This is a genomic window from Spongiibacter sp. IMCC21906 (assembly GCF_001010805.1).
GTDB lineage: Bacteria > Pseudomonadota > Gammaproteobacteria > Pseudomonadales > Spongiibacteraceae > Spongiibacter.
Map to the genome: position 1 here is coordinate 2,437,047 of NZ_CP011477.1, position 17,732 is coordinate 2,454,778.

Genomic DNA, 17,732 nt, shown 5'->3' on the forward strand with positions numbered 1-17,732 from the left:
GTTTATCAGATGCTCATTCAAGATGACGGCGCCGACTTCAGAGCCTTATTTTTTAAAGGGTCTGCGGAGTTTTCGCAAGTGCTGCAGGCCATTATTATACCCGCCGCTGGGTAGTACATTCTCCCGATGCTGATACATATTTGCGGTATATGCTGTGGTCACCTCTGCCAACCACGGCGCCCACTCGGGTGCTTGAGACTGTACCCGAAGCAAAAATGCTGCCGGGGTTTCGCCAGGCTCTCGGCTTACACCTCGACGCGCCAGTGCGCGGCAGCAGCGCAAATACTCTCGACTGAAGGGGTCTGCACTCTTCGACCGGGGCAGTCGCATAGACGATAAAGCGATGTACAACAGCGGCAGGCCACCCGCCAACATCACCACCGCCAACAAGCGCATGGGGCTGACTTCACCTAATAATTTGCCAAGCAACTGCCATTGCCGCTGCTCATCGTAATTCAACACCCAACGTGCCCAGGCATAATTAATACTGTCCATGAAGTAACGCATTTTGGTGGCCCAGGCAAAATGCCGCAGCGACAAAGGCGCATCTTGAAGAAAACTGCCCTGCTCTCGCATTAAGGCATCAGCGCCAAGCTGAATACGTGAGGGTGCGACAAAGCTGGTGGGATCAATCCGCTGCCAGCCCTCGTCGTCTAACCATACTTCTACCCATGCATGAGCGTCGGATTGATGCACCATCAGATAATTTTCCGCCGCGTTGAGTTCGCCGCCCTGATACCCCACTACCAACCGTGCGGGCACACCGGCAGCGCGCATTAAAAAAGCAAAGCTGCCTGCAAAGTGCTCACAAAATCCCTGCCGAGCCGTAAACAAAAACCCATCCACGTTGTTCTCACCCAGCGTCGGCGGGTTCAAGGTATAGATGAAGTCATTTTGCAGAAAATATTGCTGCGCAGCGGCAACCCGCTGGCGAGGATCCTCCAACTGCCGCCACTGATTCGCCAAGACTCTGGCTTTGGGATTGCCCGCCCCTGGCAAGCTCGTATTCCGTCGCAGCGTATCGGGATACGGCTCGGGCTTGCGACGGCTAATGTCACTTTCTACGCGGTAGCTTAAGCGGCCACTTAACGGCCGTTTAGGTGACCAGACATAGGCACTGTTGCTGCGAATATCATCACGATGGATGTCGGCAACGGCAAGACTGTACAGCCATTGATGAAAGCCCGGTTCCAAGGTCACGGTATACCCTTGGCTGTCGTTGAGGTTTGTCGGAGCGGCTTTAAGAATTTTACGCCACGGCGCCTCCGTCCAGCGCCGACCATCAAAGTCTTCAAACACCAAGCCCCGCCAATACAGATCTTGCTGCCGGGGCGCTTCGCCCTCAAAGCTGACGCGAAAAGCTAACTCGCCAGAACGGCTGAGTCTGGCGACATCACCAAATTCCAAACTATCGGACATACCGGTGCGGGCGTCTTTACCTGGCAAAGGCATAGACCACAGCGGCCCAATTCTGGGAAAAATTAAAAACAACGCCAACATCAACGGCAGTGACTGCGCCGCCATAAGCAAACTCAAACGCAACATGGTCATGGGCTCATGGCGTTGACGATGCAGCGATTGCTGGGCAATTAAAATCACCAGCAATTGCCCCAACGCGATCAATACTGAGCCAATTTGCTGCGAGAATAAAAACCCACTGGCGACCAAAAAATAACACAGCAGCAATAGCAACCAATGATCCCGGGCGCTTTTTAGCTCCAGCAATTTTAGTGTTAACGCGCAGACCAGAATGGCCAACATGGCCTCAAGATTGACCAAGCGCTCAAACTGCCAGTAGACCAGCGCTATCACCAACGCAGCCAAAGCAAATTTCTGCCAACTGGGAGGAAATGCGCTGCGGCCCTGGGCAATGCGCCAATACCAATACGCCACGGCCAGCCACGCAGGAAACGACCACAGCGGCAAAATATCCAAGCGCGGCAATATCGCCACAGCCTGTGCCAGCAGCAACCACACTACCGAATAACGCCCCTGCAGCAGCATCACGCCTCCGCCAAGGCCAGGGCAGCCAGCACGTTTTCTAAATGCGCCTCACCACTGCCTAACTCAATTTCGCGCTTGGGCAACCGCAAACCAAACTCCACCCCGGCGGTATCGCACTGCAATGCCCAAGCACACAACGTACTTAAGCGCTGCTCAACGGTGAGTCCAGCCAAATCGGCCCAATCCAGCATCAACTGCTGGGACTCTCTTTGCTCAAAATATCGGCTGATCAGCCCCTGCCCTTTTGCCAGTGCTTTCCAATGAATACGCCTTGGCGGGTCACCCAGTTGATAGGCCTTAAACCCCGAAAACTCATCGCTATCCCCGCGCAAATCCTGCCCCATTTCGCCCCCGGTGCCCGCATTAAGTGGCAGCGGTCGATGGGCCTGGGGAGCGGGATAGACCAGACATTGCCAATCCAGGCGGGACAATGACCAACAGCGCAGCAGGCCCAGCGGAAAATAACTTCGCAACTGCAGCCGGTCGGGGTGCAGCAAACCTCGATGCTGCGTGGCGCAGTGAATCTGCAGTTCACGGCTGTAATTTAATTGATCTGCTTCCAGGCTGAAACTCAACTCAGATTGCTCGAGGAAACCAATATATATTTGCTGACGCGGCCGCTGCGACGCCTCTACATACAGTTTAAACACCGCCGTTTGGCCAGCAAAAACCGGTTCTGCCGCACCCGCTTTTAAGCTGATGCCCGCGATATTGCGATAACTATGCAAAATGGCAACTAACAACAAACTGAACAACCAAAAACTCAGCGCAAAAATTAAATTGTTTTGGTAGTTAATAGCCAATAACAGCAAGGTTGCCAGCATGCCTAAAAATGCCAGCCCGGCTCGGGAGGGGAAAATAAAAATACGACGATGATTAAGAAAAAGCTGACGCTGAACAGGATTGCGCTTGTCCAGCCAGCGGTTGAGGTGGGGCTGCCACAATTTGGCAAGGGGCCACTTCATCACACCACAACCGGCACCTTGGATAACAACCGCTGGACTAAATCGATAGCGCCGCTCTGGCCTTCTGCAGAGGGTTTGACCCGATGAGCAACCACCGGCTCTAATAACTGCTGAATATCATCTGGCAGCACATAATCTCGACCCGATACCAGCGCCCAAGCTCTGGCACATTGCAACAGTGACATAGCTGCACGGCTAGACAGTCCATAAGCGTATTGCCCGTCTTCACGGGTAAAGGCAATCAAGCGTTGTAGATACGCCACCACCGCTTCGCTCACCGTGATGCGGTCCACTGCGGCTTGCAGTTCTTGTATTCGGGTTGCATTGAGTATCGGCGTCAACTCGTCGAGGTGATTGCGGGGATTGCCTTCCATAAGCAAGCGACGCTCGGCCCGCTCGTCCGGATAACCCAATGAAATACACATTAAAAAGCGATCCAACTGGGACTCAGGTAAGGGAAAGGTGCCAGATTGAAACCAAGGGTTTTGGGTGGCCATAACAAAAAACGGCTGGGGTAATTTGCGGGTTTGGCCCTCAACCGTGACTTGATACTCAGCCATGGCCTCAAGCAATGCACTTTGCGTTTTGGGACTGGCGCGATTAATTTCGTCGACGAGTAAAAACTCGGTAAAAATAGGCCCCGAATGAAACTGAAAGCTGCCGCTATCTTGATCAAAAATCGACACTCCCAGCATGTCCGCAGGCAATAAATCGCTGGTGCATTGCACCCGCTGATATGCCAGCCCCGCCGCTTTGGCAAAGGCTTGTGACAAAGTGGTTTTACCCACGCCGGGCAGGTCTTCTATTAACAGGTGTCCCCGGGCAAGCAAGCAACACAGCGCTTGCTTGATGGGGCCTTCCTTACCCAATACAACGCGGCCAACTTCCTCACTAAATTGCTGGAGAAGATCAGTCATAACTACAGCGCATCCAAACCACGCTGCATATCCTTTTTCAAATCGACAATATCTTCCAGGCCGACCGCTACCCGAATCAGGTTGTCAGTGATACCCGCTTGATCTCTATCCTCTTGGCTGAGGCGACCATGGGTCGTTGTGGCCGGATGCACAATCGTTGTTTTAGCATCACCCAAATTTGCGGTAATCGACACCAGTCGGGTCGCGTCAATAAAACGCCAGGCAGCAGCTTTATCGCCGCTTACTCTAAACGACAGCACTCCACCAAAAGCCGATTGCTGGGATTTGGCCAAGGCGTGTTGCGGATGGCTTTCTAAACCTGAATAAAACACTTTGTCGATGCCCGCTTGCTCAGACAGCCACTGAGCCAAGGCCAAGGCATTGCTGCTATGGGCCTGCATACGCAGACGCAATGTTTCCAAGCCTTTGAGAAAAACCCAGGCATTAAAGGGGCTCATACTGGGACCGCAGCTGCGGATAAAGCCCAGTACTTCGTCCATATGCTCTTTGCGCCCTACCACCGCACCGCCAACACAACGGCCTTGGCCATCGAGGTATTTGGTAGCCGAGTGCACCACAATAGCAGCACCCAAACTCAAGGGTTTTTGCAGTGCAGGAGTACAAAAACAGTTATCGACCACCAGCAGGCTGCCGTGCTCTTTGGCCAGCGCCGACAAGGCTTTGATATCGGCAATTTCTGCCAGTGGATTAGAGGGCGTTTCTAAAAACAGCAGCTTGGTTTCTGGACGCAATGCATCGCGCCACTCTTGTGGATTGAGCGGCGAAACATAGCTGGTACTGACCCCCAACTTGGCCAGGTATTTGTTCAACAACACGGTGGTGGTACCAAACACACTGCGGGAACAAATGATGTGATCCCCAGACTTCAGCAGCGCCATGCAAGTGCTGAGAATTGCAGCCATGCCCGATGCGGTGGCTACCCCCATCTCGGCTCCTTCCATTGCCGCAATGCGGTCTTCAAAGGTGCGCACCGTGGGGTTGGTATAACGAGAATACACATTGCCCGGCTCTTCGCCCGAAAAACGCGCCGCCGCTTGAGCGGCTGAGCCAAACACATAGCTTGAGGTGGTGAAGATAGGCTCGGAATGCTCACCTTCAGGGCCGCGCACTTGCCCTGCTCTAACGGCTAAAGTATCGAGCTCTGCCTCGGCAAGAACGGCTACGCGCTGTTGTTGATAGTCTTCCTCTGTCATGCTCTTTTCCAAAATCTGCCTCTGAGAAGAAGCATTGAAATCTTTAGGACACGTCGTTGTGCAAACCGATCAGTGCGCCATCCCCAACAGCGGCGTTGCGTGCTGTTTGGTTATCGTCGCTGCGATCGGCAGCAAGCTTATCCAGGTAAGCCTGATCTACATCGCCAGTCACGTAATTGCCAGTAAACACCGCGCAATCAAACTCCTGGATATTGGAATTACCTTCAGCAGAACAATACACCAGATCTTCCAGGTCTTGATAGATCAACCAATCGGCGCCAATTTCTTCCTGAATCTCGTCGACACTGCGACCATGGGCAATCAACTCGGTTGCCGCAGGCATATCAATGCCATAAACATTCGGGTAACGCACCGGGGGGGCGGCAGAAGCGAAATACACTTTTTTGGCCCCGGCATCTCGAGACATTTCAATAATTTGCTGGCAGGTGGTGCCCCGTACAATAGAGTCGTCCACCAACATCACATTTTTATCTTGAAACTCAAGACCGATGGCATTGAGTTTTTGCTTAACCGATTTTTTGCGTGCGCTCTGCCCCGGCATAATAAAGGTGCGGCCGATATAGCGGTTCTTCACCAGCCCTTCCCGAAACTTCACCCCAAGCCGCGCCGCCATCGATTGCGCGGCAATCCGACTTGAATCGGGAATAGGAATAATAACGTCGATATCGTGATCAGGGTGATCTCGCAATATCTTATCTGCCAAGCGCTCGCCCTGGCGCAACCGGGATTTGTAAACTGATACGCCATCCATAATGGAATCGGGACGGGCAAAATACACATGCTCAAAAATACAGGGATTTAAACGGCTAGACGTCGCGCACTGACGAATAGTGATATCGCCATCGCTGCTGATAAATATTGCTTCGCCGGGGGCAACATCTGCCACCAATTTAAAGCCCAGCGCATCCAGCGCCACACTTTCTGAAGCCAACATATATTCGTTGCCAGCAGCCGTTTCTCGCACGCCGTAAACCAGCGGCCGAATACCATTGGGGTCACGAAAGCCGACAATACCGTAACTGGCCACCATCGCGACCACGGCATAGCCGCCCCGGCAGCGTTGATGCACACCGCCAATCGCCGCAAAAATATCATCGGCTGCAGGAATTAACTTACCCAACCGCTGCAATTCATGGGCAAATATATTGAGCAACACTTCAGAGTCGGACTCGGTATTAAGATGTCGCAAATCTGATTGGAACAACTCCACCGACAGAGCTTCTGAATTGGTCAGATTGCCGTTGTGCGCCAAGCTAATGCCATAGGGGGAGTTAACATAAAACGGCTGGGCCAATGCCGGGCTAGAGCTGCCCGCAGTGGGATAGCGAACATGGGCTATGCCCATATTGCCCATTAAGCGCTGCATATGACGGGTGTGGAAAACATCTTTAACCAGCCCATTACCCTTGCGCTGGTTTAGCTTGCCATTTTCACACGTTACGATACCGGCCGCGTCCTGGCCTCGATGCTGTAGTACGGTGAGCGCATCGTAAAGATCCTGATTTACATTGTTTTTGGCGACTATGCCGGCAATGCCACACATGCAGTGTTACCTCATTTGGGACGCTATCAAAAAAACATCAGCTCGAATGGCTGGAGAAAAAAGACGACCCCCAAGAAACAAGGTCGTTAAAGGTTTGTTCGGACCAGTCACTCATCATGGTGAACTCGGGGATTAATTGTGAAGCTCGCCACCATTGATCTTGCTCAATGCCGTTTAGCATTGACGGTAGCAATACCACCAGGGCGAGCACCACAATTAGCCCTCGGGCGGTGCCAAACATCATTCCCAGTAGTCTATCTGTGCCGCTAAGCCCGGTGCGTTTAACCATTTCAGCAACTAAGTAGGTCAGCAGACTGCCAACAACCAAGGTGCCAGCAAACAACAATACGTAGGCTAGAATTTCTTGCAGGTAGGGTTTCTCTACCAGCGAGGCCAGTAATGCCACCATTTGCTGATGAAAGGCCACTGCAATAAAAAAAGCCGCAGCCCACGATGCAAGCGACAGCGCTTCGCGAACAAAGCCGCGAATCAGACTGATCAATGCGGAGGCGCTAATGACGGCAATAATCGCCCAATCTGCCCAGTTAAAGCTTGTCAGCACCGCGTCCGGCTCTCCTGATGGGATGAGCTGCGGATTCTAACAAGCCAAAGAGCCCAGCCCAAGCAGCAATTGCGCGGGAGTGGGAAATTACCCTTCAAAACGGGTCACAATTGACTTCACCGCAAAGCCTTTATCAATTTCTTGTTTCAGTGATCGCGCTCGACTCTCTTCGATAACGGGGCCCACTTGAACCCGGTAAAGACTGCGGCCGCCGCTGCTGTAACTATCGTAAAAAGCTTTGTAGCCACGGGCTTTTAGCTTGCCGACCAAGGCATCCGCATTGGCTTTCTGACCAAAGCTGCCCACTTGCACCACCCACGCCTTGGGTAGACCACGCTGGTCTATTTTGGACGCGCTTTTTGCTTCGGTTTTGCTAGTCTCGCGCTCAGGCTCAGTTTTAACTGCGGGCTTGGGTGCAGGCTCGGGCTCGGGCTTGGGTGTTGATTCCGGCTTGCTTTGGGATTCGGATTTAGGCTTTTCTGAAAACAAGCTCGGTGGCTCTGCACCAGCGCGAACACCTTCACCGCCATCAACCTCCTCGTCGCTAGGCGCTAAGGTTTTTTGGGGAGGTAAACGATTATCTGCCACCGACGGCACGCCTTCTGGCTCTTGAGGGCTTTGTTCCAATACCGGCTCAATACGCGGAGACGGCGGAATCTGGGTTTCTCTGTCTACCCGGTTATCCACCGAACCGGTAAACAACAAAGACCAAACAATGACACCCAAACACAATAAAACCAGTGCCCCTACCAACCGTTGCCGCATCATTACTGTTGTCCTCCAGCAAAACTCTGCTCGTCCATTACAGCCACTATTTCAGCAACCGTAAAGAAAGAGCCAAAAACCAGTATTTCATCTTCTGCACGGGTGCTGGCAACAACCTCTGCTAGCGCCTGCCCGGCACTGTTGTGCAAGCGATACTGCCGCCCCAAACCCTGCAACACATCGCCGATCGTTGCCGCGGCCATAGCCCGGGGCGTGGAATGCAGTTGCAGTATATGCCATTGGTCTATGGCGGAGTCACACATAGACAGCATTTCATCCACCGCCTTATCGCTTAACGCCGAAAAAATAGCGACTCGCCGCTGGCCGTTATCTAAGACTGGCAAGGTCGCCAGCATCGCCCGCAGCGCAGCGGGATTGTGGGCAACGTTCAAACGGACCTTGCGCTGCCGATAAAGGCGACTTTCGCCCCGCCCAATCATAGAGACGTTTTGCAGACCTTGCCGTATCGCGGACTCATCAACCACTAAAGCGAGTTGGGACAAGGCTTGCAGCACTGTTGCTGCATTGTCCAGCAACACCGCCGGGAGAGGAAGGTCGCGGTAAGATTTGCGCTCGCTCTGCTGCCCCCTTCCCCACCAGTGCCAGGAGGTAGCCTCTCGGCTAAAGCCAAAGTCGATATCTCGGCACAGCAATCCTGCTTTTATTTCTTGAGCATGGTCCACGACGCTGTCCACTCGCAGGGGGTCACCCATGACGGCAGGCTTTGTCGCACGGAAAATACCGGCTTTTTCCCGGCCAATCTGTTCTCGGGTGGTGCCCAACCAGGCTTGATGGTCCAAATCGACTGAACTGACAATAGCAACGTCAGGGTCAATAATATTGACCGCGTCTAATCGTCCCCCTAGTCCCACCTCTAAAATCAGCACATCTAACTCGGCCTGCTGAAACAGCCATAATGCGGCTAAGGTGCCAAATTCAAAATAGCTTAAAGGCGTGCCCCCTCGAGCTTGATTAACCGCGCTAAACGCCCGGCATAAATCGGCATTACCGGCTTGCTGGCCATCCAGGCAAACACGCTCGTTGTAACGCAATAAGTGGGGAGAAGTATAGGCGCCGCAGCGATAGCCAGCCGCCGTTAAAATAGAAGAGAGAAGCGCAACACAGGAACCCTTGCCATTGGTCCCCGCAACACTAATAACAGGAATATCAAAACGGATGGCCAGAGCCGCTGCCACAGACGCGGCTCTCTCCAAGCCCAACTCAATTTCTTGCGGATGCTGCTGCTCAATCCAATGCAGCCACTCATCAAGGGTGGAGAAAGCCATCAGCCCTAAATTACTGTTGATAAAAGGTCATATTGCCCAGCAGACGAGACAGCGTGTCGCGCATGTCTTTACGATGCACAATCATGTCAATGGCACCGTGGGCCAGCAAAAACTCACTACGCTGGAAGCCAGGTGGCAATTTTTGACGGATGGTTTGCTCAATAATATTCGGGCCAGCAAACCCGGCGCGAGCACCCGGCTCAGCAACATTGATATCACCCAGCAGAGCCAAACTGGCAGAAACCCCACCGTAAATAGGATCGGTCATCACCGAGATATACGGAATGCCATTTTGCTTGAGGCGTTCAAGCACGGCGCTGGTTTTGGCCATTTGCATGAGTGAAATTAGCGCTTCCTGCATTCGGGCACCGCCTGAAGCAGAGAAACACACCAGCGGACGGCGCTCTTTTAAGGCGACATTAGCTGCTTGGGCAAACTTCTCCCCCACGGCCGAGCCCATAGAACCGCCGTGGAAGTTAAATTCAAATGCGACAACAACAACGGGGACTTCTTTAACTTCACCTTTGAAAGCCAGCAACGCATCTTTTTCGCCAGTACTTTTTTGCGCGGCGCTGAGACGATCTTTGTATTTCTTTTTGTCTTTAAATTTCAAGCGATCAACCGGCTCGATATCGGTCAGAATTTCTTCTCGGCTGGACTCATCAAGAAACAGAGCAACACGGCGACGGGCCCCCACGCGCATATGGTGATCGCACTTGGGGCAGACTTCCAGATTGCTTTCCAGCTCGGGCCGATAAAGCACAGCGTCACATTTAACACATTTTTTCCACAAACCTTCTGGGACAACACCGCGTTTGTCCCGTCCCTCTTCTGGTTCTGTTCGCCGCACCCCTGATGGCAGAATCTTATCGACCCAACTCATATTTTCTTCCTGTCTTTTATGGTTCTACATTTTGCTACGACTGTATATTCAAGGCCTTAAAAGGCCTCACGCATCCCAACACCGTTTGCTAGGATGACTGGCTACTCACCATATCCACCGCCTCGCGGATTTCAGCAATCAACGCCGCTGCGCTTTCAACTGCGGGCACAGTATCCTGAGAAGCTTGCGCCTTGGCAAGCCGCTCAATTAACGCACTACCCACAACAACACCTTCGCATAAAGGTGCCAAAGCAGCGGCAGATTTACCGTCTTTTATACCAAAGCCCACGGTAACCGGCAGTGTAGTATGCCGCTTAATCACCTCAAGCTGTCTAGCAACCGCCTCTGTATCCAGATTCCCTGCACCCGTTACGCCTTTTAAGGACACGCAGTACAGATAACCCGTTGCCAGCGAGACAATTTTCTTAACCCGGTCTTCGCTCGTGGTTGGTGCCAACAGAAAAATAGTGTCAATTCCATTGTCACGCAAAACATCAACTTGCTCGGCAGCCTCTTCCGGCGGAAGGTCGACAGTCAACAGGCCATCCACGCCTGCCGCACTGGCGCGCTCGGCAAACACCTTAAAGCCCATGCGCTCAACCGGGTTAGCATAACCCATCAATACCACCGGCGTATTGGAATCTTGCTGCCGAAACTCACGGACCATTTCCAGCACCATGGTCAAGGAAACTTTATTCTCCAGCGCTCGCTCGTGAGCCAGCTGAATAGTTGGGCCTTCGGCCATAGGGTCCGAGAACGGCACGCCCAACTCGAGAATATCCGCGCCTTGTTTTACCAGCTCGTGCATCAACGGCACCGTGGTATCCAACGCCGGATCACCGGCAACAATATACGGCACCAGTGCTTTACGACTGCGGGCAGCCAGCTCCGCAAATACAGCGTTTAAACGGCTCAACAATCCGCTCCTTTAATCAATGCCAATGCCGTCGAGTGTCGCGACGGTATGAATGTCTTTGTCCCCACGACCAGAGAGATTGATCACAATACTCTGCTCAGGGCTCATTGTTTTTGCTAGTTTTTCGGCGTAAGCCACCGCATGACTGGATTCCAAGGCGGGCATAATGCCTTCAACCAGCGTTAACTTGCGGAAAGCAGCGAGGGCTTCATCGTCGTTAATGGCAACGTAGTTAACCCGGCCAATATCTTTTAACCAAGAATGCTCAGGCCCCACACCGGGGTAATCTAAACCTGCAGAGACCGAATGGGTATGCATGATTTGACCCGCGGCGTCCTGCATTAAATACGTGCGGTTACCGTGGAGAATGCCGGGAATACCATCACTTAAAGGCGCGGCATGTTCACCCGTTTGCACACCGTGGCCACCGGCTTCAACGCCGTACATTGCCACGCCGTCATCGCCTAAAAAGGGGTGGAACAAGCCAATGGCATTAGAGCCACCGCCAACACAAGCCACCAGCGCATCGGGAAGTTTGCCGGTTTGATCCAAACACTGGGCGCGCGCTTCGCGGCCAATCACCGACTGAAACTCCCGAACCAGTTTGGGGTAAGGGTGTGGACCTGCTGCCGTGCCGATTATATAAAAAGTGTCGTCGACATTGCTGACCCAATCACGCATCGCCTCGTTCATGGCGTCTTTCAGGGTTTTGGTGCCAGACTTAACCGATACAACATGGGCACCCAGCAATTTCATGCGATATACATTCAACGCTTGGCGACGAATATCTTCTTCGCCCATAAATACATGGCATTCCATACCCAAGCGGGCCGCTACCGTCGCAGAGGCAACGCCATGTTGGCCGGCACCTGTTTCCGCAATAATACGGTTTTTCCCCATGTATTTAGCCAGCAATGCTTGGCCAATGGTGTTATTTACCTTGTGAGCCCCCGTGTGGTTGAGATCTTCACGCTTCAGGTAAATCTGCGCACCGCCCACTTCGCTAGACCAGCGCTTGGCATGGTACAGCGGCGAGGGACGCCCCACGTAATGGGCTAAATCCAGATCGAATTCTTGCTGAAAGCTGGGTTCTTTGCGCAGTCTTTCAAAGGCTTCAGACAATTCGTCGAGGGCAAACATCAGCGTTTCTGAAACGAAACGGCCACCATAAGGGCCAAAATGGCCAGTATTGTCTGGAAATTGACTGAAATCGGTTTTAATAGCTTGGTTACTCACTACTCGTTGACTCCTGTAAGTCAGCTCGCGCAACGGCGGCTAAAAAGTCTATCAAGGCTTGCTGACATTTTATGCCGGGGCCGCTTTCTACACCGCCACTCACATCCACAGCCCAGGGTTGAACCTCTGTGATAGCGGCTTGAATATTGTCCGGCCGCAAACCACCAGCCAACACCAGCGGCAGTGCTAATTCACCTGGAATCCGCTGCCAGTTAAACACTTCACCCGTACCGCCCGGCACGCCTGGTCGATAGCTGTCCAGCAATAAGCCACAAGCTTGGTGATGCTGCTGAGCAAATGCGACAACATCAACCTCGTCTTTCATTCTCAAGGCTTTCAGGTACGGTCGACCAAACTGCTGACAATAATCCGGCGACTCGCTACCGTGAAATTGCAAAATATCTAAGGGGCATTGTGCCAGCACTTGCCTGACAACATCGGGATTTGCGTCGACAAACAAGCCCACCGTGCTCACAAAAGCAGGCAACGCGGAGATGATGTCTGCAACCTGCTCTGCCGTGACAGCTCGAGGACTTTTTTCGTAAAACACAAACCCCAAGGCATCGGCACCCGCCGCCACCGCTGCCAAAGCATCGGAGACTTGGGTAATACCGCAAATTTTTACGCGGGTTCTTTGCACTTGGATGTGAAGACCTGTCATTCGTGGGAGCGAATAATAGCAAATTCAACAGCTTGCTGTCTGTAGATCCGGGAACTAAGGACGGAGAAATTCCGTGTTCACAAACACCGGCCCCGGCCGATTTTGCGGCAAGTTGAAGTGCGCGGGATAACTCACGTCAACGAGATACAAGCCATAGGGCTTGGCAGTAACGCCGCCTTGGGTACGATCCCGACTGGCCAGCACCTGCGCCGTCCAGCCCGCAGGCTGTTCACCACGTCCAACCGCAATCAAAACACCGGCGATATTACGTACCATATGGTGCAAAAAGGCATTGCCCTGAATATCCAGAACAATAAAGTCCTGCCAGCGCCGTACTTCGGCAAAATGAATATTGCGCATCGGTGAATGGGATTGACAGGACGACGCCCGAAAGCCACTAAAGTCTTGTTCGCCCAACAATACCTGGGCCTCGCGGTGCATTAATTCTGCATCTAAGGGCACATCAACGTGGGTCACCAAACCGGCAAGGTGGGCAGTTGGCTGCTGACGGTTCAAAATAATATAGCGGTAACGTCTGGCCGTGGCTGAAAACCGGGCGTGAAATTCATCGGTCACCGGCTCCGCCCACTTCACCACAATATCGCTGGGCATTTGTGAGTTACAGCCTGTCACCCAGGCTTTACGAGAACGCATCGCTGGAGCATCAAAGTGCACCACCTGATGTGCCGCATGCACTCTGGCGTCGGTTCTGCCTGCGCAAATTACGGTGACGTCTTTGGCTGCAATTTTGCTCAGGGCTTTTTCCAGCTGCTCTTGAACACTGGGCATACTAGGTTTGCTTTGGCGCTGCCAACCCCGGTAATTTTGACCTTGGTATTCCAAGCCCAAAGCAATGCGCCCCTCCGGTAGAGGGGCGCTATCGATACGCAGAAAAGCGTCTTTTGAGTCGGGAAGCTGGGGCATTTACAACTGTTCTAATAACAATAAAGCTTCTTTCTTTTGCTGTTCATTGCCCTCGGCAATGACCTCATCAAGAATATCTTTGGCACCGTCATTGTCACCCATGTCCACATAGGCTTGAGCCAAGCCCAGCTTGGTACTGACATGGTCGTCATCATCTAACAAGAAGCTATCATTATCAGACTCGTTCAGGTCTGCATCAAACTCATCAAACACGATATCTTGCAGATCTATGCCATCTTCCAGCGCATCGGTTTGCTCAGCCTCAGCTGCTTCGCTGACATGCTCTTCTGACTCTCCTTTTAAACTCTCTTGATCAGCCTCGCTTGAATCCTGCTCCTGAACAGACTCTTCCGGAGCGGAGGGCTCTAAATCAGCATCAAAAGAAAGCTCACTATCGTCTTCCAAAGAGAGATCAAACTCTTCGCCAGCATCCAATGCCTCATTTGCTTCAGAATCAGAAAGCTCAAACTCAACACTATTGTCTAAACCCGATGCTATAGCGCTGTTGTCCAAATCCGCCGTTTCGCCAACAGGGTCAGGGGTGGTAGCCAAGTCAAACTCGCTGGCACTGCGCTCTAGACTCAATTCTCCGTCGGCTTCGGCATCGGCCTCTGCCAGAAGATGATTTACGCTGCCATGGCCCTCTTCATCGTCTTTCTCGCCTTCAAACTCAGGCAGCAAATCGTCAGAGCTCGACAGCTCATCCAATGCCGAAGTGGTATTCTCTTCACTACTGGAGTCAAAGGTGTCATCAAGGTCGAAATCTAACTCGCCATCAACATCTGCTAGCGGTGCGGCTTCTTCCAGAGAAACATTCTCTAAAGTCGAATCATCATCAAAATCAAAATCCAGTGCAGCCAGGTCATCATCCAAGGACGCCAACTGATCGGCTTCGTTGTTGACGCTGTCGGACCCCGCAGCTGCATCGCTTTCAGTATTTTCGTCCACAATGGCTTCTGGTGCAGATTCATTCAATGCCGCAATTTCATCTGCCGACAACTCAGCACTTGGCTCAGCCGAAACGGCTTGATCTGACGGCGCCTCATCAATATCTAAAGGCTCGTTGTTTAAAGAGGCTGCATCAAAGTCCAGCGAAAATTCATCCTCACTGGCCGATCCAGGAGAATTAAAGTCATCGTTTTTTAATGACGCCTCATCCCGCTCAGAAGCTGGATCTTCTTTTGTGCCTTCATTAAACGTGTCTTCATCAAATTCGAAATCAAATATATCTTCGTCATCTAGCTTTGCTGCCGCCACGTTGTTTGTATTATCAGCGCCTTCAATATTTTCAAATTCAACACTGGCATCAGCGCTATCTGCTGGCGCAGTATCGACAACGCCACTGTCGGCAGTGCTATCAAATGGTGAGTCCGAACTACCAGTGTCACGCAGCCAATCACTGACGCCCTCTGTTGCAGACATAGACTCTTTAACACGGGCTATCGCATCCGTATCACCTAAGGCTTGAAGTTCTGCATAAGCTGTTTCAAAACCGCTGCGATTGTGGGTATCCAAATACACATCAATCAATTTAAGTCGCAGTTCGCTGTTCTCAGGGTCTTGAGCAATCGCATTCTTTAGTAGTGCTGCGGCTTGGTCATAGCGGCCATAGGCAGCGTAAATATCCGCCTCTGCTGCCGCATCGCCCATTTGTGGTTGAACGGCGTTCTCACTGACGCCATCATCTTGCAGCTCAGCGGTGATATCGCTTTCGCTTACTTCTTTATTATCTTCTTCGCTTACAGCTTCAGCACTTTGTTGATCGTCATCTTCAACACGGCCCTTCTGCTCTTCTTCAGCAAAATCCAAGTCGGCCACGGCAGCAAAGACGTCTTCCGGATTCTCACCCTCTAAAGACAGTTCCTGCTCATCTACGAGGTCAAAATCAGTTTGTTCGCTGCCAATATCCGCAAAAGCAGCGGGGGTGATTTCTGGCGTTACCTCATTGTCAAAATCTGAAAGATCTTCGTCTTGTTCCCGCTGATTCGCTCGTTGCTTTAACCACAATACAAGCAAGGCCAACAATGCGAGAATCCCACCCAGCAACCACAGCAAACGCTGCTTGTACCAGGATTGTTGCGTGGTATTGGATGTTGAATTATCGGCTTGCGACGCGGTTGAAGGCGCTGCAGGCTCCTCGGCCATGTCCGAGCTTTGCTCGTCCACACCGTTTTCGGCACCCTTTGACGCCTCTGTAGACTCTGGGGCAGACGCCCCATCCTCTGCTGCTTCATTGTCGCCGGTCATCGCCAATTGGCTGTTTGCTTGTGCCTCGTTTGCTTCAGCCTTGCTAAGCTGTTGCTCAAGCATCTGTGCTTCTGATTTAGCACTGGCATCGGTAGAGGGTTCACCGGACTGCAACGCTGCAAGCTGGTCATTCTTTAATTGCACCAAAGATTTCAGGGCGGCAATCTGTTGCTCCATGGCCTGAGCTCTTTGCACCATCGCTGAGTTTTCAAGGCGGGATTTTTCAGCCTCTTCTTCAGCGGCCTGCAAACGCTCTTTTAGTTGCGCACTGTCGCCATCGGCACTGCCACTATCACCGGCGCTGGCAATCGAAAACTTGGCATCATTCGTACTATTGTTGTCAGCCGCCGCTTGACGGCTCCCTCCGGTAAGCTGGGGGGCAGTCGCTGACGATGTCGTAGAATTACTGTCAGAAGAAGGACTGCCAGCAGAGCTACCCGCACGCCAAGCTTCATCCTGTCGCTTTAATTCTTGCAAGGCATTTCTATGGGATACGGCTTTGACTTCCGCCTCACTGGGTAACGCCAACACATAACCAGATTTTATGCGGTTGACATTATTAGCAATAAACGCCTCAGGATTTTTTTCAAGCAAAGCCAGCATGGTTTGCTGAGTCGTCACATAGGGGCTGGGTTTAAAGCGGCTAGCCAACTTCCACATGGTGTCTTGATGTTGAACCCGGTAGCTTGACGGTGCCGAAGACTCGGGCAAAGATGCTTGCATATCCTTGGCCCGAGGAGCGACATCCGCAGGCCCCGTCGCGGCGGATTCTGCCGCTACAGGCTCAGGGCGAGTATTGCGCATTACCGGGCCAGAGCTAGAGGGCTCAACCGCATTAGTGGTCGGCCTAACTGCGGGGCTGTTATTCCGCACAGGCGCCGACACCCGCGAAGCCGGCGCATCATTAAAAACCGGTAAATCTAATAAGACAGTGTATTCACGCAGAATGCGGCCGTTAGGCCAGCGCGCTTCGATAATAAAATCGAGGTAGGGCTCCACCACAAAGCTGTCACTGGTAATAACAACCCGACCACGGCCATTGGCATCTACCTCTACCACAAAGCTGAGGGAGGACAGAAACTGGCTGCGATCAACACCGGCATTTTCAAAAGCATTGTTGTCAGCAAGCGTAACGAGAATTTGTTCGGCACTGAGGTCGCCAAGATCACTGAGGGGAATACTGGCTTGCAAGGGCTGATTCAAGGCTGACTTTAAATTGAGTTCTCCCAAGCCAAGTGCAGCTACCACACCACTTTGCAGGGCTGTAAAAGCCAATACCGCCGAAGCCAGCTTCGTTCTCACCATAATAAAATCACCGTATGTGTTCCGTGTCTGTCAGCGGTATAATTGAGTGCTTTGTTTACAAGACCTTTGTGGTTTCAAAGATTTTAGCGCACCCATGAATGCTCAAATTACAATATTAAACCCAACTCTTTACTCAGAAATCAGCGAAGTTCTGCATTGAATCGCCAAGCCTGTATCAGCTATCAGCACCATCAACTACGCTGCTGTTGTGTTTTGGCAGAGCAGCGCGTCATTAAGACTGATTGTCCTTAACAAGCGCTGCCACATAACTGCCGCAACGCTG

At 52.2% G+C, this 17,732-nt stretch carries 14 protein-coding genes; all 14 read right to left on the reverse strand.

Annotation, left to right across the window (positions count from 1 at the left end; translation table 11 throughout):
* Positions 1–45 precede the first annotated feature (45 nt).
* Positions 46–2,004, reverse strand: coding sequence for a DUF3488 and transglutaminase-like domain-containing protein (locus IMCC21906_RS11290; RefSeq protein WP_052763505.1), 1,959 nt, complete (start codon positions 2,002–2,004; stop codon positions 46–48).
* Positions 2,004–2,969: a DUF58 domain-containing protein gene (locus IMCC21906_RS11295; RefSeq protein ID WP_047012251.1), complete on the reverse strand. Its 966-nt coding sequence runs from the start codon at positions 2,967–2,969 to the stop codon at positions 2,004–2,006. Before IMCC21906_RS11295 ends, IMCC21906_RS11290 begins: the two co-directional genes overlap by 1 nt.
* Positions 2,969–3,886, reverse strand: a complete 918-nt coding sequence (locus IMCC21906_RS11300; protein ID WP_047012252.1) for a MoxR family ATPase — start codon at positions 3,884–3,886, stop codon at positions 2,969–2,971. Before IMCC21906_RS11300 ends, IMCC21906_RS11295 begins: the two co-directional genes overlap by 1 nt.
* A 2-nt stretch (positions 3,887–3,888) precedes the next feature.
* Entirely contained in the window at positions 3,889–5,100 is a 1,212-nt protein-coding gene (locus tag IMCC21906_RS11305) for an O-succinylhomoserine sulfhydrylase (RefSeq protein ID WP_047012253.1), read from the reverse strand.
* Between the two features lie 43 nt (positions 5,101–5,143).
* Positions 5,144–6,664: an amidophosphoribosyltransferase gene (purF, locus tag IMCC21906_RS11310; protein WP_047012254.1), complete on the reverse strand. Its 1,521-nt coding sequence runs from the start codon at positions 6,662–6,664 to the stop codon at positions 5,144–5,146.
* Between the two features lie 37 nt (positions 6,665–6,701).
* Positions 6,702–7,226 carry a CvpA family protein gene (locus tag IMCC21906_RS11315; protein ID WP_047012255.1) on the reverse strand — a complete coding sequence of 175 codons (525 nt, stop codon included), beginning with the start codon at positions 7,224–7,226 and terminating at the stop codon, positions 6,702–6,704.
* A gap of 87 nt (positions 7,227–7,313) precedes the next feature.
* The gene (locus IMCC21906_RS11320) at positions 7,314–7,994 is read right to left on the reverse strand and encodes an SPOR domain-containing protein (protein ID WP_047012256.1); all 681 of its coding nucleotides are present in this window, start codon (positions 7,992–7,994) and stop codon (positions 7,314–7,316) included.
* On the reverse strand, positions 7,994–9,277 hold the full coding sequence (gene folC / locus IMCC21906_RS11325; protein WP_047012257.1) for a bifunctional tetrahydrofolate synthase/dihydrofolate synthase: 1,284 nt from the start codon (positions 9,275–9,277) through the stop codon (positions 7,994–7,996). Before folC ends, IMCC21906_RS11320 begins: the two co-directional genes overlap by 1 nt.
* Positions 9,278–9,287: 10 nt before the next feature.
* Positions 9,288–10,160: an acetyl-CoA carboxylase, carboxyltransferase subunit beta gene (accD, locus tag IMCC21906_RS11330; RefSeq protein ID WP_047012258.1), complete on the reverse strand. Its 873-nt coding sequence runs from the start codon at positions 10,158–10,160 to the stop codon at positions 9,288–9,290.
* A gap of 88 nt (positions 10,161–10,248) precedes the next feature.
* Complete coding sequence (trpA, locus tag IMCC21906_RS11335) at positions 10,249–11,076, reverse strand: tryptophan synthase subunit alpha (protein ID WP_047012259.1); 828 nt, start codon at positions 11,074–11,076, stop codon at positions 10,249–10,251.
* Between the two features lie 12 nt (positions 11,077–11,088).
* Positions 11,089–12,312, reverse strand: a complete 1,224-nt coding sequence (trpB, locus tag IMCC21906_RS11340; protein ID WP_047012260.1) for a tryptophan synthase subunit beta — start codon at positions 12,310–12,312, stop codon at positions 11,089–11,091.
* Positions 12,305–12,952, reverse strand: a complete 648-nt coding sequence (locus tag IMCC21906_RS11345) for a phosphoribosylanthranilate isomerase (protein ID WP_231580259.1) — start codon at positions 12,950–12,952, stop codon at positions 12,305–12,307. Before IMCC21906_RS11345 ends, trpB begins: the two co-directional genes overlap by 8 nt.
* 75 nt (positions 12,953–13,027) lie before the next feature.
* Positions 13,028–13,897, reverse strand: coding sequence for a tRNA pseudouridine(38-40) synthase TruA (gene truA, locus IMCC21906_RS11350; protein WP_082117459.1), 870 nt, complete (start codon positions 13,895–13,897; stop codon positions 13,028–13,030).
* Entirely contained in the window at positions 13,898–17,449 is a 3,552-nt protein-coding gene (locus IMCC21906_RS11355) for a FimV/HubP family polar landmark protein (protein WP_047012262.1), read from the reverse strand.
* Between the last annotated feature and the right edge of the window lie 283 nt (positions 17,450–17,732).

Coding starts and splice junctions, on each gene's coding strand:
- purF (WP_047012254.1), bottom strand. CDS start 6,664: ATGTGTGGCATTGCCGGCATAGTCGCCAAAAACAATGTAAATCAGGAT.
- IMCC21906_RS11290 (WP_052763505.1), bottom strand. CDS start 2,004: ATGCTGCTGCAGGGGCGTTATTCGGTAGTGTGGTTGCTGCTGGCACAG.
- IMCC21906_RS11355 (WP_047012262.1), bottom strand. CDS start 17,449: ATGGTGAGAACGAAGCTGGCTTCGGCGGTATTGGCTTTTACAGCCCTG.
- folC (WP_047012257.1), bottom strand. CDS start 9,277: ATGGCTTTCTCCACCCTTGATGAGTGGCTGCATTGGATTGAGCAGCAG.
- accD (WP_047012258.1), bottom strand. CDS start 10,160: ATGAGTTGGGTCGATAAGATTCTGCCATCAGGGGTGCGGCGAACAGAA.
- IMCC21906_RS11320 (WP_047012256.1), bottom strand. CDS start 7,994: ATGATGCGGCAACGGTTGGTAGGGGCACTGGTTTTATTGTGTTTGGGT.
- truA (WP_082117459.1), bottom strand. CDS start 13,897: ATGCCCCAGCTTCCCGACTCAAAAGACGCTTTTCTGCGTATCGATAGC.
- IMCC21906_RS11300 (WP_047012252.1), bottom strand. CDS start 3,886: ATGACTGATCTTCTCCAGCAATTTAGTGAGGAAGTTGGCCGCGTTGTA.
- IMCC21906_RS11305 (WP_047012253.1), bottom strand. CDS start 5,100: ATGACAGAGGAAGACTATCAACAACAGCGCGTAGCCGTTCTTGCCGAG.
- IMCC21906_RS11295 (WP_047012251.1), bottom strand. CDS start 2,969: ATGAAGTGGCCCCTTGCCAAATTGTGGCAGCCCCACCTCAACCGCTGG.